This is a genomic window from Haloactinopolyspora alba, assembly GCF_003014555.1.
GTDB lineage: Bacteria > Actinomycetota > Actinomycetes > Jiangellales > Jiangellaceae > Haloactinopolyspora > Haloactinopolyspora alba.
The window spans coordinates 40,547-55,803 of the sequence record NZ_PYGE01000029.1 but is presented as its reverse complement, the minus strand read 5'-3'; the positions used below and the strand labels follow the sequence as shown (position 1 = coordinate 55,803).

At 70.2% G+C, this 15,257-nt stretch carries 11 protein-coding genes and 1 pseudogene; 3 read left to right on the top strand and 9 right to left on the bottom strand.

Annotated elements, in window-relative coordinates; genetic code table 11:
* Window positions 1-149 precede the first annotated feature (149 nt).
* A complete protein-coding gene (locus tag CLV30_RS24465) occupies window positions 150-656 on the bottom strand; it encodes a hypothetical protein (RefSeq protein ID WP_106539870.1) in 507 nt (168 codons plus the stop codon).
* Window positions 646-1,431, bottom strand: a complete 786-nt coding sequence (locus tag CLV30_RS24460) for an alpha/beta hydrolase (RefSeq protein WP_106539869.1) — start codon at window positions 1,429-1,431, stop codon at window positions 646-648. Before CLV30_RS24460 ends, CLV30_RS24465 begins: the two co-directional genes overlap by 11 nt.
* 144 nt (window positions 1,432-1,575) lie before the next feature.
* Between CLV30_RS24460 and CLV30_RS24455 the strand changes: the two genes are divergently transcribed.
* Window positions 1,576-2,283: a lysophospholipid acyltransferase family protein gene (locus tag CLV30_RS24455; RefSeq protein WP_106539875.1), complete on the top strand. Its 708-nt coding sequence runs from the start codon at window positions 1,576-1,578 to the stop codon at window positions 2,281-2,283.
* A gap of 21 nt (window positions 2,284-2,304) precedes the next feature.
* Here CLV30_RS24455 and CLV30_RS24450 read toward each other — a convergent pair whose 3' ends face one another.
* Together CLV30_RS24450 and CLV30_RS24445 are read right to left on the bottom strand one after the other, a co-directional pair.
* Window positions 2,305-3,030, bottom strand: a complete 726-nt coding sequence (locus CLV30_RS24450) for a carbon-nitrogen hydrolase family protein (protein ID WP_106539868.1) — start codon at window positions 3,028-3,030, stop codon at window positions 2,305-2,307.
* An 8-nt stretch (window positions 3,031-3,038) separates the two neighbouring features.
* A complete protein-coding gene (locus CLV30_RS24445; protein ID WP_106539867.1) occupies window positions 3,039-4,199 on the bottom strand; it encodes an osmoprotectant NAGGN system M42 family peptidase in 1,161 nt (386 codons plus the stop codon).
* 152 nt (window positions 4,200-4,351) lie between these two features.
* Between CLV30_RS24445 and CLV30_RS24440 the strand changes: the two genes are divergently transcribed.
* Window positions 4,352-4,930, top strand: coding sequence for a dihydrofolate reductase family protein (locus CLV30_RS24440; protein ID WP_106539866.1), 579 nt, complete (start codon window positions 4,352-4,354; stop codon window positions 4,928-4,930).
* A 5-nt stretch (window positions 4,931-4,935) separates the two neighbouring features.
* On the opposite strand, the gene ngg is transcribed toward CLV30_RS24440, so the two are convergent.
* The 3 genes from ngg to CLV30_RS26790 all read right to left on the bottom strand — a co-directional run bounded on the left by ngg (window position 4,936) and on the right by CLV30_RS26790 (window position 10,171).
* On the bottom strand, window positions 4,936-6,783 hold the full coding sequence (gene ngg, locus CLV30_RS24435; protein WP_240723266.1) for an N-acetylglutaminylglutamine synthetase: 1,848 nt from the start codon (window positions 6,781-6,783) through the stop codon (window positions 4,936-4,938).
* On the bottom strand, window positions 6,780-8,591 hold the full coding sequence (locus CLV30_RS24430) for an N-acetylglutaminylglutamine amidotransferase (protein ID WP_106539865.1): 1,812 nt from the start codon (window positions 8,589-8,591) through the stop codon (window positions 6,780-6,782). Before CLV30_RS24430 ends, ngg begins: the two co-directional genes overlap by 4 nt.
* 143 nt (window positions 8,592-8,734) lie before the next feature.
* Window positions 8,735-10,171 (bottom strand): trypsin-like serine protease, encoded by a 1,437-nt coding sequence (locus CLV30_RS26790; RefSeq protein ID WP_165358566.1) that lies wholly within the window; start codon window positions 10,169-10,171, stop codon window positions 8,735-8,737.
* 221 nt (window positions 10,172-10,392) lie between these two features.
* On the opposite strand from CLV30_RS26790, the gene valS reads away from it, so the two are divergent.
* A complete protein-coding gene (valS, locus tag CLV30_RS24420) occupies window positions 10,393-12,984 on the top strand; it encodes a valine--tRNA ligase (RefSeq protein WP_420841988.1) in 2,592 nt (863 codons plus the stop codon).
* A gap of 29 nt (window positions 12,985-13,013) precedes the next feature.
* On the opposite strand, the gene CLV30_RS24415 is transcribed toward valS, so the two are convergent.
* Together CLV30_RS24415 and CLV30_RS27975 are read right to left on the bottom strand one after the other, a co-directional pair.
* Complete coding sequence (locus CLV30_RS24415) at window positions 13,014-14,546, bottom strand: NHL repeat-containing protein (protein WP_106539864.1); 1,533 nt, start codon at window positions 14,544-14,546, stop codon at window positions 13,014-13,016.
* 379 nt (window positions 14,547-14,925) lie between these two features.
* Window positions 14,926-15,081 (bottom strand): annotated as a pseudogene (locus CLV30_RS27975) (CGNR zinc finger domain-containing protein); the annotation flags it as partial.
* Between the last annotated feature and the right edge of the window lie 176 nt (window positions 15,082-15,257).

Genomic DNA, 15,257 nt, shown 5'->3' with positions numbered 1-15,257 from the left:
CTACACTCGACCTGAAAACCCCAGCCCAAGCGCTGGACGAACTGCTCGCCAACCCGGCAGCAGCATGACCGTTGCTTACACCGATGGACACCGCCAGGCCTGTACGGGTGGTGACGCATGGAATTCCATGGTGAACGTGGTCATTCACGTCAGAGGACGGCGCCGTTGTCGGGGTCGTCGGGGTGGTGCCCGCGCATGCGGGCGATCAGGGTCGCGAACCCGGCGATGAACGCCACGACCGCGGCCAGCACCACCTCGTCGGGAGGGGTCCACGACACCGCGCTGACCAGGATCAGTCCCGCGGGTCCGGAGATGACACCGGCCCAGGCGAGCTGTGAGACGCGGTCGCCGCGGGGGATGGGCGCCGGCGTCGGCGGCACGAAGTGGTCGGGTTGCTCGTCGACGGTGCCGGGGCCGGAGCCGGGCTCGGTGGTCGCGTCGTCGCGCCTGGCGGGTCTGTCCGGCGGACGGTCGCCGGTGGTCAGCGTGCCCAACGTGACCGACGCGTCGCCGTAGCCGTCGTCACGGTCGTCGTCGGGCTCGTCCGCGTCGAGATCCTCCGCGGCCGGCCACCGGCCCTGGCCGTCTCCGGACGACGGCGAGGCGTGGAACGTGTCGACCAGTTCGGCCCAGGTCTTGTCGTCGTCATGACTCATGTGCTCGGACCCGACTCCCCTCCGTGATTCGCTCGATGAAGGCCGTCGCACCGTCGAAGATGGCGGAGGCATCGTGGTCGAGTGTGGCGACGTGGTAGCTGTGGTGCAGCTCGGTCTCGGTCACGTCCGTGGACGAGACACCTGCGAGGATCTGCGGAGCCCCCGTTGCGTCGACGACGTGGTCGTTCGTGCTGCGGTAGAGCAGCAGCGGCTGGGTGATCGCGGCGAGATCTCGTAGCACCAGTCTCCACAACCGGGTCTGCGAATACAACGCCGGCAGCGGTGTGCGGTCGTAGGCGTGCTCGTCCTGCCCCGGCCGGGCGATGTCGTTGCCGATGGCGGCGACCGAGGGCTTGACCAGCCGCAGCAGCGGCAGCGCGCGTAGCCGCGGGTCGCCGCTGGCCACCGCCGGGTTGACCAGGACCAGTCCCTGCACGAGTGGGCCGTGCTCCTGAGCCAGCCGCAGCGCCAGGCACCCGCCCATCGACAGGCCCGCGACGACCACCGCGTCACAGCGCTCGGCGAGGTCGAGCAGGCTGCGCTCGACGCAGCGGTACCAGTCCGGCCAGGCGGTGCGGTTCAGGTCCTGCCACACGGTGCCGTGCCCGGGCAGGCGCGGCAACTCGACGGAGTAGCCACGCTCGGCGAGGTGCTCCGCCCACGGGCGCAACGACGCCGGGGACCCGGTGAACCCGTGGCACATCAGCACGCCGACACGTCCGCCGGCATGCCGGAACGGCTGCACAGCGGGGTCCGGTTCACCCTCCGACGGCATCGCGTACCTCCGTGTTCACGCCGGTGCGTCCGCACCGGTACCCGACCGAACAAGCATGGTCGCACGAGTGTTCCGCGACGTGGGCCGAGGGACGTGCCGGATGCGCGGGCGGTACCGTCCGGCGTTTCGCTGTATGGTGCCGACGTGCTCTATTGGCTGATGAAGAGCGTGATCTTGGGCCCGATCCTGCGGCTGGTGTACCGGCCGTGGGTCGAGGGGGTCGAGAACGTTCCGGACGAGGGGGCGGCCATTCTCGCGGGCAACCACCTGACCGTCATCGACTCGTTCTTCCTGCCGGTGATGCTGGAACGCAAGGTGAGTTTCCTCGCGAAGAGCGACTATTTCACCCAGCGGGGGGTCAAGGGCTGGTTCAAGCGGCGCTTCGTCGGCGGCACCGGCCAGGTGCCGGTCGATCGCTCCGGCGGCCGTGCCGGCGAGGCTGCGCTGAACGCCGGGCTGGCGGTGCTCGACCAGGGCGAGCTGTTCGCGATCTACCCGGAGGGGACACGGTCGCCGGACGGGCGGCTCTACCGCGGCAAGACCGGCGTCGCGCGGCTTGCGCTGAAGTCGCAGGCCCCGGTGATCCCGGTGGCGATGATCGGCACCGCGGAGATGCAGCCGGCCGGGCGGGTGATCCCCAAGGTCATGCGCCCAGGCATCCGGTTCGGTGCGCCACTGGACTTCAGCCGCTACGAGGGCATGGAGTCCGACCGGCACGTGCTGCGCTCGGTCACCGACGAGATCATGTACGCGCTGATGGAACTGTCCGGGCAGGAGTACGTCGACGTCTACGCGTCGAGTGTCAAGGCGAAACGGCAGGGCGACACCGCCGGCCGCGACGAGTCCGACTGACCGTGTTGGCTCAGGTGACGGTCAGGCCGCGGGCTCTCGGCCGAGCACCGCGGTGACGACTGCGCCCGGTTCCGGGCCCGCCCGGTCGAGCACCGAGCCGTCCGGCGCCCAGATGCCGGACCCTCCGGCCGCCTCGGCGTAGCCTCCGCCGGTCGACCCGGCGAAACTGGCGACGACGACCCACACGCCGTGCTCGCCGGTGACGCGGCAGGCACGTTCGGCCGGCACGGCCGCGTCGTCGGCGGACTCGAGGACACCGGCGACGTAGCCGTCGACACCGAGCGCGACCGTGTCGGCAGCGTGCCGAGCGACCCCTGTGTCCTTGCAGACCGCAAGACCGAGCCGCCAGCCGTCGACGTCGAACACCGCCGGTTCCGTCCCCGGGGCGAACCGGTCGGGTTCCGGCCCGCCCAGCCACATCTTGCGGTACACCACGGTTGCCCCCGCAGCGTCGACGGCGAGCACGGCGATACTCGGGTTCTCACGGTCACCGCCACCGGGCACAGGCGCCCCGGCCAGCGCGACGGCGCCGGTCTCCGCGCATGCCCGGACCAGCGGCTCGAGCCGGTGATCGCCGGCCGGCACCGGGTCGGCGTCCAGCTCGTAACCGGTCAGCGACAGCTCGGGGAACACCACCAACCGGGCACCGGCGGCCCGCACGACGTCCGCGTGCACCCGGGCGTTCGTGGCGACGTCGTGGGCGGCGACCGGCGGCTGGGCGGCGGCCACCCGCAGCGGCTGACGCACGAGAACGCTCAGTGCCGGCCGGGGTAGTGCTCGGGCTCGGGCTCGGCCGGCTGGACGCTGTGGCTCGGGAAGTCCTCGAGCGCCCCGGTGGGCTGGTCGTCCCAGTCGCTGAAGGTCAGCGAGCTGCGCAGGTACGTGGTGAGCAGTTCGGCGGTACGGCGGACGCCGTCGAGGTGCGTGCGCTCGTGCCCGTGGCTCGACTCGACGCCGAAGCCGATCAGCGCGGTGCGGCACTCGAGGCCGGACTCGATGGCCGGCGCGGCGTCGGAGCGGTAGAAGCGGTACACGTCGCGCCGGTAAGGAAGCCCGACCTTGTCGCACAGCCCGATGAGCCGCCGCGTCAGGTGGTAGTCGAACGGCCCGGTGGAGTCGAGCATGCCGATGTTGACGGTGTCCTCCCGCGACTCCTGTCCCTCGCTCACCACGGCGTTGTCGACGGCCACGAGTTCGGCGACGTTCTCGTCGAGTCCGTGGGTGGCGCCCATGCCGACCTCTTCGCCGATGGTGACCAGCAGGTGCGCGGTGACCGGCAGCGGGGCGTCGTCCTCGACGAGCGCCTTGACGGCCGCCAGGCACGCGGCGACGCCGGCCTTGTCGTCGAGGTGACGCGACTTCAGGTATCCGTTCTGCGCGAGCTGGGGCGCGGCGTCGAGCGCGACCATGTCGCCGACGTGCAGGCCGAGAGCGATCAGGTCGGCGCGGTTCTCGACCGGCTCGTCCAGCCGGATCTCGACCTGGTGCCAGCCGACACCCTGGGTGTCCACGGCGTCGCCGAAGTTGTGCCCGCTGGACATCAGCGGCAGCACGGTGCCGGTGTGGATCTGGGTGAGGTCGTCGGTGAAGACGGTGACGTGCGCGCCCTCGGCGAACCGGGCGCTGTGGGTGCCGATCGGGACGACCTCGAGACGGCCGTTGTCCTTCAGCCGTTTGACCATGCAGCCGATGGTGTCCGCGTGCACGGCGACGGCCCGGCTGGTGTCGTCGACCTCGCCGGTGAGCGTCGCGCGCAGGACACCGCGGCGGGTGAGCCGGATCGGCACGCCCAGAGCGTCGAGATGGTCACCGATGATCTGCATGACGGCATCGGTGCGCCCGGACGGGCTGGGCGTGCGGAGCAGCTCGAGCAGGACCTCGCGCAGATACTCCTCGTCGATCGGCAGGAACTTCATACGCCAAGCTTCGCACGGCAACCGGTGTGAGTGACACGTGCCCGACCCGCCGTCCGCCCTGTCCCGCGGTCATCCGCCACCCCTGCCGTCGCCGGTGGTCAGGCACGTGCATAGTGGGTCGGATGGTAGCGGCGGCAGCGGGAGGCGACGGCATGCGCACACTCACGTACTTCGTGGCGGCGACGATCGACGGGTTCATCGCGGAGTCCAGCGGGACGGACCCGACCGACAGCCTGTTCGGCGTCGAGGGGGACCACATGGCGGCGATCTCCGCGGAGTACCCGGAGATCATCCCGGGCCATGTCCGTACGGCGCTCGGCATCGCTCCCGACAACGTCAGGTTCGACACGTTGCTCGAGGGCCGGCACAGCTACGAGATCGGGCTGCAGGCGGGCATCACCAACGCGTATCCGCACCTGCGGCACTACCTGTTCTCCACCAGCATGGCCGAGAGCCCGGACCCGACGGTCGAGCTGGTGCGTGACGACGCCGTCGAGACCGTCCGGCGGCTGAAGCGCGAGGACGGCGACGGGATCTGGCTGTGCGGGGGCGGCAGGCTTGCGTGGAGCCTGCGGACGGAGATCGACGAGCTGATCGTCAAGGTGAATCCGGTCGTCACCGGGTCGGGGGTGCCGTTGTTCGCCGGCGGGTTCGACGCCATGCGGTTCCGGCTGGAACGCAGCAGGACGTTCGACAGCGGCGTCGTGTTCCTGACCTACACCCGGTCGTGACGTGGTCAGGCGGACGAGCTCGGGGGAGCGGGTGTCCAGGCTCGCGGTGTCGCGCGGGTCGCCGGGAACAGCAGGTCGATGAACGCCGCGGCGGTCGGCTGCGGCTCGTGGTTGGCCAGCCCGGGACGTTCGTTCGCCTCGACGAGGACGTAGTGCGGCTGGTCGGGCGCGGTGACGATCATGTCGAGCCCGGTGACCGGGATGTCGATGGCCTCGCTGGCGGATGTCGCGGCCTCGGCCAGACTCGGATGCAGGATGGCGGTCACGTCGTGGATCGTCCCGCCGGTGTGCAGGTTGGCCGTGCGCCGCACCCGCAGCGCCTCGCCCTCCGCGAGCACGCTGTCGAGGGTGTAACCGGACAGGCGGACCGTCTCCTCGGTGGTGTCGTCGAGCGGGATCCGCGACTCGCCGCCGGTGGCGGCCGAACGGCGCCGGCTGTGTGTCTCGATGAGCTGTGCGACGGTGTGCCGGCCGGTTCCGTAGACCATCGCCGGGCGCCGCACCGCGGCCGCGATCACCTCGTGACCGATGACGATGATCCGCAGGTCCTCGCCGCTGACGCACTCCTCGAGCAGCACCTGCGGGCAGAACGTGTGCGCGTGCTCCACGGCGCGGGCCAGCGCGTCCGGCTCGGTGACCCCGACCGTGATGCCGCGGCCCTGCTCACCCCGGGCCGGTTTGACGACGACCTCGCCCACCTCGGCCAGGAACGCCCGGTCGGCGTCGGTGTCGCCGGCCAGCCGGCCGCGGGCCACGCTCAGCCCGGCCCGTTCGAAGATCCGGCGCGTGGCGAGCTTGTCGTCGCAGCGGCTCATCGCCACGGCCGTGGTGAGCTCGGACAGGGACTCGCGGGTGACGATGCGCCGCCCGCCGTGGGTCAGGCGCATCTCGTCGCTCTCGACATCGGTGGTCTCGACCGCGATCCCGCGGCGGCGCGCCTCGTCGGCGATGATGCGTGCGTACGGGTTGAGCTCGGAGAACTCCGCCTCCGGCTCGGCGGCGAACAACGGCTCGTTGATCGGATTCTTGCGCTTGACGGAGAACACCGGCACCCGCCGGAAGCCGAGCTTCTTGTACAGCCGGATCGCCGGGTCGTTGTCGTGGATCACCGACAGGTCCAGGTGGTTGCGGGTGCGGCCGATGTAGCGCTCGGCGAGCACCCGCACCAGCGCCTCGCCGACACCGGGCACCGTCGACTGCGGGTCGACGGCGAGACTCCAGAGACTGGCGCCGTTGTCCGGGTCGTCGAAGGCGAAGACGTGGTCGATGCCGGTGACCGTGCCGATGATCTGCCCGGTGTGCTCGTCCTGGGCCACCAGATACGTGAACGTGCGCGTGCGCTGGTTGGACCACATCAGCTCGGGGTCGGCGGTGACCATGCCCTGCGCGGTGTAGATGCGGTTGATCTCGTCGGCGTCGGCCAGCTCGTTCATCGCCCGGACGAACACGCCGGGGACCAGGTTGCGCCGCGGCCGGTACCGGTGCAGCTCGAGCCGGTAGGTCAGCGACGGGTCGATGAACAGCTCGTCCGGTGCCTGCGAGATCAGCACGTGCGAGTCGGCGACGTACATCGCGATGTCCCGCCGGCCCTCCTCCTCGGCGCCGAGCAGGCTGATGATGTCGGTCGGCTCGTCGAAGGTCTGCGCGAACACCAGCCGTCCCCAACCGCAGTCGACGACGACGTCGCGACGCATGTCGCGGACCAGGTGCTCCGGGGTCTCCTCCCACGGCCGGGTCCACAGCGACTGGCGCTGTTCCGGCTGGACCTTGCGTCGCTGGTCGGAGAGGCGACGTGACTGGGATCGGACGCCGTCGTCGTCGCCGTGCCCGTCGTGACGTTCGCCCTCGGTCACCGGATGCCGCCCTCCCCGGACAGGTGGGTCTGTAGCCACATCTCGAGCAGTCCGAGCTGCCACAGCCGGTTGCCCCGCAGCGGAGTGAGCTCCGCGTTCGGGTCGGCGAGCAGTCGGTCGACGTACTCGGACCGGAACAGCCCGCGCTCGCGCGCCGCCGTGGAGTGCAGCGCGTCGGTGACCATCTCGAGGTAGCGCCCGCGCAGGTACTTCAGGGCCGGCACCGGGAAGTAGCCCTTCGGGCGGTCGATGACCTCGTTCGGGACGACCCGCCGGCCGGCCTCCTTCAGCACGCCCTTGCCCTCCTGGGCGAGTTTCAGCTCCGGCGGGCACTGCGCGGCGAGCTCGACGAGGTCGTGGTCGAGGAACGGGACCCGTGCCTCGAGACCCCAGGCCATGGTCATGTTGTCCACACGCTTGACCGGGTCGTCGGTGAGCATGATCTGGGTGTCCAGCCGCAGGGCGGCGTCGACCGCGGTCTCGGCGCCGGGACGCTTCATGTGCGACGAGACGAACTCGTGGCTGACCGCGGTGCCGGTGAGGTACTCGGGCGAGACGACCTGGACCATGCCGTCGTGGTCGCGGTCGAAGAACGCCGCGGCGTAGGTGTCGACGGCGTCGCCGCGCGCCGCACCCTGCAGTGGCGGGTACCAGTGGTAGCCGGCGAAGACCTCGTCGGCGCCCTGGCCGGACTGCACGACCTTGACGTGCTTGCTGACCTCATTGCTGAGCAGGAAGAACCCGACGGCGTCGTGACTGACCATCGGTTCGCTCATGGCGCCGATGGTGTCCTCCAACGCCGGCAGCATGAGGTCCTGGCCGACGCGGACCTGGTGGTGCTCGGTGCCGAACTCGCGGGCGACGACGTCGGAGTACTTGAACTCGTCGCCCTCCTCACCGCCGACGGTCTCGAAGCCGATGCTGAACGTGTTCAGGCCGTGCTGGCCCTCTTCGGCGAGCAGGCCGACGACGAGGCTGGAGTCGAGCCCGCCGGACAGGAGAACGCCGACGGGGACGTCCGCGACGAGCCTTCTCCTGACAGCGACGCGGAGTGATTCCAATGTGGCGTCCTGCCAGTCACGCTCGCTCCAGCCGGCCTTGTCCGGGTCGCGCACGAACGCCGGGTCCCAGTAGACGCGCTCGCGGCTGCGTCCGTCGGGTTCGATGACCCGGATGGTCGCCGGCGGCAGCTTCCGCACGCCGCGCAGGATGGTGTACGGCGCCGGCACGACCGCGTGCCAGGACAGGTAGTGGTGCAACGCCACCGGGTCGATCGTGGTGTCGAGCGAGCCGTCGGTGCGGCCGGCTCGCACGAGCGCCGGCAGGGTGCTCGCGAAGCGCAGCCGGTCACGGGTCTCGTCGAGGTACAGCGGCTTGATGCCGAGCCGGTCGCGGGCGAGCACCAGCCGGCCGCTGTCGCGCTCGTGAACGGCCACCGCGAACATGCCGGACAGGTGGTCGACGAAGCTCTCACCCCAGTGGTGGTAGGCCTTGGCGATGACCTCGGTGTCGGAGGTGGAGAAGAACCGGTAGCCGTACCCGGCGAGCTGTTCGCGCAGCTCCTTGTAGTTGTAGATGCAGCCGTTGAACACGAGGGCGAGGCCGAGCTCGGCGTCGACCATCGGCTGGTGCCCGTGCGGCGAGAGGTCGATGATGGACAGCCGCTGGTGCCCGAACGCCAGCGGGCCGTGTGCGTATGCGCCGGAGTCGTCGGGCCCGCGCGGGATCATCGCCGCGCACATCTGACCGACCGCTGCGAGGTCGGCGGGGCGGTTGCCGAAGGTGTACTCGCCGGATAGACCGCACATACGGTTCGACACTACACGTCGCGGGTGATGTGGCGAGGCGCTGTCTCATCGCTGCCGCAGGCAGTGACGTTGCCGCCGGCGCCGCGTGTGTGCGGCGCCGGCGGCATGATCAGTTCGTTCCCGGAGATGACCGGGATCGACGGTTACGCGTTGGTGGTGCGTCGCCGTCCCACGACGGCCAGAGCGGTGCCACCGATGGCCAGCAGCGCCGCGAGCGCGAGGCCGGTGCCGGCCCCCGCGCCGGTGTCGGGCAGGTTGCCCTCGGGGTCCTCCGTGGGCTCGGCCGTGGGCTCCTCGGTCGGCTCAGCGGTGGGCTCGGCCGTCGGCTCCGCCGTGGGGGTGGGGTCCTCGGTCGGCTCGGAGGTGGGGTCCTCGGTCGGCGTTGGCGTGGGCTCCTCCGTGGGCTCCTCGGTCGGCGTCGGTGTCGGCTCCTCGGTCGGCTGCGCCTGACCGCTGACCGTCACCGTGACGGTGGCCGTCGTGGAGTCGGTGAGGCCGTCGTTGGCCGCGTACGGGAAGCTGACCTCGCCCTCGAACCCGGGCTCCGGCGTGTACGTGAGCGTGCTCAGCGTCTCGTCGTCGCTGGTCAACTGGCCCGTCTCGGGCTGGCCCACCTTGAACCGGATGTCGTCGCCGTCGGCGTCGTCGGCGGTGAGCGAGATCTCCACCGGCGTGTCGATCGTGGTCTCCACGGCGACGTCCTCGACCTGCGCCGGCGTGTTCTCGCCGTTCGCGACGGCCATGATGTCCCCGGCGAACGCGCTCACCTGGGTGTAGATACCCGGGAAGCCGGGCCGGGCGCAGCCCTGGCCGTGGCTGACGATGCCGACCTGGACGTACTGGCCGTTCTCGTCCTCACGGAACATCGGGCCACCGGAGTCACCCTGGCAGGAGTCGACCCCGCCCTCCTCGAGGAATCCCGCGCAGATCTCCTGCTCGGGCACGACACCGTCGCCGTACGCGGCGGTGCAGTCCTCGTCACTGACGAACGGGACGGTGGCCTCGCGCAGCACCTCGCTGCCCTCGCCGGCGCCCTCCTCGGTGTCGCCCCATCCGATGATGGTGAACTCACCCTGGTCGTACTCGGTGGTCGTGGCGATCGGCAGCGGATCGATGCCCTCCACCTCGCTCTGCAGCTTGACCAGTGCCCAGTCGGTCGGGATGCCCGAGACGTTGCCCGAGTAGACGTGCTCCGACTGGTACGTGGTCATCTCCGGGCTGCCCAGCTCGACCGAGCCGAAGTGCGCGGTGATGCTGGTGTTCGGCCCGGTGCCCTGAACGCAGTGTGCCGCTGTCAGGACCATGTCGGGTGCGTACAGCGAACCTCCGCAGGAGTACGTCCCGTCCTGCTGCTCGATGGTCAGGTAGCTGATGAACGGGTATTCGCCCTGGTCGGCGGGCTCGCCGCCGACGATGCGCGGCTCGATGTCCGCGGGGGCGGTCTGGGTGATGAGCGACTCGGCGGGGATCTCCTCCGCCGCGTTCGCCGCGGATGCGGTGCCGAGAGCGCCGGCTCCGGCGACCAGAGCGGCCAGTAAGGCGCCCGTCACCCGCGCGCGGCCGCGCTGAATGGTGGTCAAGATGTCTCCAAGAAGTCAGCAGAATCCATGCCGCTGTCGGCCCCGGGTGTGCGTGCGGATGGCGCCGATGGCGCCGAAAGGGGTCGAAGCGGAACGGATGCTACACGAGGTGATCATGGAGCGGAACCAGCCGACGCCCCGGCGCGTCTCATCGTGTTCGGCCGCTGACTCCGGTCTGCTCTGTCCGCCTTTACTCACCGGAACGAGCACCTCGTTACACTCTGCGCGTGAGCGACCACGACACCTTCGACCAGCGTCCGGCCGTGCCCGCCAAACCCACCGTGGACGGGCTCGAGGACGTATGGGTGCGGCGTTGGGCCGACGGTGACGTGTACCGGTTCGATCGCACGCGCCCGCGGGCCGAGATCTACTCGATCGACACCCCGCCGCCGACCGTCAGCGGGTCGCTGCACGTGGGGCACGTGTTCTCGTACACCCACACCGACGTGCTGGCGCGGTTCCAGCGGATGCGCGGCAAGGCCGTGTTCTACCCGATGGGCTGGGACGACAACGGGCTGCCGACCGAGCGGCGCGTGCAGAACCACTTCGGTGTGCGGTGTGACCCCTCGTTGCCGTACGACCCGGCGTTCGTGCCGCCGGAGAAGCCCGGCAAGGAGCAGTTGCCCGTGTCTCGGGGCAACTTCATCGAGCTGTGCGAACGGTTGACAGTCGAGGACGAGAAGGCGTTCGAGGAGTTGTGGCGGCTGCTCGGGCTCTCGGTGGACTGGTCGCACACGTACCAGACCATCGACGCTCGGGCGCGGCGGACGTCGCAGCGCGCTTTCCTGCGCAACCTCGCCCGGGGCGAGGCCTACGTGTCCGAGGCGCCGACGCTGTGGGACGTCACCTTCCGCACGGCCGTGGCTCAGGCCGAGCTCGAGGACCGTGAGCGCCCCGGAGCGATGCACGAGCTGACCTTCGCCCGCCCCGGCGGCGGTGAGCCGGTGACCATCGCTACCACCCGCCCGGAGCTGCTGCCGGCGTGTGTGGCCGTCGTCGTGCACCCGGACGACGAGCGTTACCGCGCATTGGTCGGCGACGAGCTGCGGACACCGGTGTTCGGGGTGGACGTGCCGGTGGTCGCGCACCGCCTGGCTGACCCGGAGAAGGGCTCCGGTGCGGCCATGATCTGCACGTTCGGCGACACCACGGACGTCACCTGGTGGCGTGAGCTGGCGCTGCCGACCCGTCCGGTCGTGGGCCGCGACGGGCGCATCGTCTGGGACGTGCCGCCGTGGGTGACCTCGCAGACCGGGCGTACCGCGTTCGAGGCGCTGGCGGGAGCCACCGTGCACACCGCGCGTGAGCGCGTGGTCGAGCTGCTGGGCGACGCGGGAGCGTTGCTGAGCGGGCCGCGGCCCATCACCCATCCGGTCAAGTTCTACGAGAAGGGCGACAGGCCGCTCGAGATCGTCACCACGCGCCAGTGGTACCTGCGCAACGGCGGGCGTGACGCAGATCTGCGCGCCGCACTGATCGATCGCGGGCGCGAGCTGAGCTGGCACCCCGATTCCATGCGGGTGCGTTACGAGAACTGGGTCGGCGGGCTCAACGGCGACTGGCTGGTCAGCCGGCAGCGCTTCTTCGGCGTGCCCATCCCGGTGTGGTACCCCCTGGACACCAACAGCGAGCCGCGCTACGACGCGCCGATCGTGCCCGACGAGGCGATGCTGCCCGTCGACCCGAGCTCCGACACGCCGCCGGGCTACGACGCCGCGCAACGCGGCAGGCCCGGCGGCTTCGTGGGCGACCCGGACGTCATGGACACGTGGGCGACGTCGTCGTTGACGCCGCAGATCGCGGGCGGCTGGGACGACGACCCGGACCTGTGGTCGCGGGTGTTCCCGATGGACCTGCGTCCGCAGGCGCACGAGATCATCCGCACCTGGCTGTTCTCCACGGTGGTGCGTGCCCACCTGGAGGACGGCGTGCTGCCGTGGCGGCACACCGCGATCTCGGGCTGGATCCTCGACCCGGATCGCAAGAAGATGTCGAAGTCCAAGGGCAACGTCGTCACCCCGGTCGAGTTGTTGCGTCAGTACGGCTCGGACGCGGTGCGGTACTGGGCGGCCAGTGGCCGGCCGGGCGCGGACACCGCGTTCGACGTCGGGCAGATGAAGGTCGGCCGACGGCTGGCGACGAAGATCCTCAACGTCAGCACGTTCGTGCTGGGGCTGGGGGAGCCGGGCGCGTCCGCACGGGTTGGCCGGCCGCTGGACCGCGCGATGCTGGCGTCACTGGCCGACATGGTGCGTACGGCCACCGACGCGCTCGAGGGCTACGACTACACGCGTGCCCTGGAGGCGGCCGAGCGGTTCTTCTGGGACTTCTGCGACGACTACGTCGAGCTGGTGAAGTCCCGCGCGTACGGGCCGGACACGGGTGCGGCCGACGACGAGGGCGCCGGTTCAGCGCGGGTGGCGCTGCGCCTGGCGCTGACGGTGCAGTTGCGGCTGTTCGCGCCGTTCCTGCCGTTCGCGACCGAGGAAGTCTGGTCGTGGTGGCAGGACGGCTCGGTGCATCTGGCGGCATGGCCGGAACCCGGCGAGCTGACGCTGGAGGCGGGCGTCGAACCCGACCCCGGTGCGTTCGCGACCGCGTCGGCGTTGATCGGCTCGGTGCGTCGCGCCAAGTCCGAGGCACAGCTGTCGATGCGCAGCGAGGTCGAGCGGGCGTCCGTCCGCGGCCCGTCGGCCGACCTCGACGCGATCCGGCAGGTCGTCGCCGACGTGCAGGCCGCCGGCCGGATCGGCGAGATCGGCATCGAGTCCGACGACGACCTTGAGGCGCCGGCCGTGACGTTGGTCATCTGACCCGCGGTCCGACCTCGGCGTCGTCGATGCTACTCGGCGACACCGAAGAGGAGCTTGGTGACGAACCCGTCGATGGCTCCGTTGAACTTGGAGTCGAAAGTCCTCGGCGTGGTCGGGAAATCGGCCGACCCCGTGGCGCCGACGACGTGGGCCGCGCCCTCGGCATCGAGTGCGACCGCGTTGACCCTGTCGAGGTCGGCGGCGCCGCCCAGGAAGGTGCTGGATTCGAGCGTGCTCGCGCTGGAGTCGAGCAGGGTCACGAACGCGTCGTTTCTTCCGTCCAGGGTCGCGTCGAAGGCCTCCGACGTCAACGGGTAGTCGGGCGACCCGGTGGAACCGGTCACGACGGCGCGTCCGGTGGCATCGATTGCGATCCCTAGCGCTCCGTCGCCGCTGCTCCCGCCGAGGAAGGTGCTGTAGGTGAGTGAGCTCCCGTCTGGGGCGAGTTTGGTGACGAAGCCGTCCGAGTTTCCGCCGAGGCTTCGGTCAAAGCTGCCTTCGGTGGTCGGGAAGTCCCCCGATCTCGTCCTACCGATCACATGGGCGGCACCGTTGTCGTCCACGCCCAGATCGCGCATGTTGTCCACGAGACTCCCGCTGAGGAAGGTGCTGTAGGTGAGTGAGCTCCCGTCTGGGGCGAGTTTGGTGACGAAGCCGTCCGTGCTTCCGCCAGGGCTTCGGTCGAAAGCTCCCTCGGTGGTGGGAAAGTCCGGCGACGTGGCGTTGCCGGTCACGTAGGCAGCGCCGCTGTCGTCCACCCGCACCGCGAAGCCTGTTTCTCCGTCGGTCCCCTCATCGGTGCCCCCAAGCAATGTGCTGTAGTCCAGCGCGCTTCCGTCCGGGGCGAGCTTGGTGACGAAGGCGTCCGAATAACCCCGGACGTCTCGGGCGAAGGCGCCTGCCGTGGTGGGGAAGTCCTGCTCGGTGTCCTCGGCCCGGTGGGTGGTGCCGGTCACGTAGGCCGCGCCGTCCGAGTCCACCTCGAGTCCGAAGACGCTGTCGCCTGCGGCCCCGCCGATGAACGTGCTGTAGACGAGGGAACCCCCGTCGGGGGCCAGCTTCGTGACGAAGGCGTCTCCGCCGAGGCCCGAGGGTCCATTGAACGTCGTGTCGAACGCTCCCGGCGTGGTCGGGAAGTCCGACGACTCGGTCGTGCCTGCCACGTAGACCGCGCCGGTGGCGTCCATCTCGAGGGCACAACCGACGAAGCAGTCGGAATCGCTCCCGCCCAGGTAGGTGCTCCACACGAGGTCCTGCCCGTTCGGCTCGAACTTCGAGACGGCCAGGTCGCGGAGTCCGGACTTTCCGGTGAGCTTCTTGTCGAAGGCCCCGGATGTGGTCGGGAAGTTCTTCGAGGTCGAGTAGCTGAGGACGTAAACGTGGCCGGACGCGTCGACCGCAATGTCGACGGCATGGTCGAAATCGCGCCCACCGAGGAAGGTGGAGAAGGCCAGGCTCGATTCGCTCGCCTCGGCGGTCACCGTCTGCCCGCCTACGGGTGCGACGCCGGCGGCGAACACCAGGGCGATCACGCCGGTCAGGGGAATCGCGTTCGGTCTCATCCTTCTCCTCCTTGTCCCAGTACCCCCGCTCCTGATCTGCGCGAGGCCTCGAGCAGCACCTCCCGGGTCACGCGTGGTGCTTGCGCGTGACCTCGTTCGTCGCTGACCCGCCGTGGTCGCTGCGCACGGTGATGCTCTGTGGGTTCGACGGCCGGCGTGGTGCTGGGGGCGGCCGAGGGCGCGACCGGCACGATGCTCGGCGACACGAGCGTGCAGAGAGCGGCAAGGGGCAAACTGCGTAGGGACATACACTGTCCTCGTCCAGTACCTGCGCCGCACGATACTGCCGACGTGCAGGATGGTCCACCCTCCGGAGGCTGCGAATGGCCGGCGGAGTTGGTCGGGTTTGCGCACGTTCGTGCCGGCATAGCCGGGCAGCTCAACGGCGCGCCGCGGAGGGCGTGCGCGAGCGGTGCCGGCGCACGGCTTCCCGGTTCGCGCACCGGGTGGAGCAGTAGCGCTGCCGGCCGTTGCGGGTGATGTCGGCGAAGGCGAGCGAGCACTCTTTCGCCCCGCAACGTGCGACGCGGTGCATCCGCATGGAATTCCATGCGTCACCACCCCTGCAAGCCTGGTGACGCGTACACACGCCTGGTGATGGTCCGCTGACGGCTACGCCCGCCACATCGACACCCCTGCGTCGTCGCGTCGACAGCCACCTCTTTTGGTACGGAGGGAAATACCCCAGGGGGGTAGGGTGTTGCTTCGGTG

What these genes read in the sequence shown, in the direction of transcription:
- CLV30_RS24445 (WP_106539867.1), bottom strand. Translation starts at nt 4,199, where the DNA reads ATGAAGTTCCTGCCGATCGACGAGGAGTATCTGCGCGAGGTCCTGCTC.
- CLV30_RS24430 (WP_106539865.1), bottom strand. Translation starts at nt 8,591, where the DNA reads ATGTGCGGTCTATCCGGCGAGTACACCTTCGGCAACCGCCCCGCCGAC.
- CLV30_RS24465 (WP_106539870.1), bottom strand. Translation starts at nt 656, where the DNA reads ATGAGTCATGACGACGACAAGACCTGGGCCGAACTGGTCGACACGTTC.
- CLV30_RS24460 (WP_106539869.1), bottom strand. Translation starts at nt 1,431, where the DNA reads ATGCCGTCGGAGGGTGAACCGGACCCCGCTGTGCAGCCGTTCCGGCAT.
- CLV30_RS24415 (WP_106539864.1), bottom strand. Translation starts at nt 14,546, where the DNA reads ATGAGACCGAACGCGATTCCCCTGACCGGCGTGATCGCCCTGGTGTTC.
- CLV30_RS24440 (WP_106539866.1), top strand. Translation starts at nt 4,352, where the DNA reads ATGCGCACACTCACGTACTTCGTGGCGGCGACGATCGACGGGTTCATC.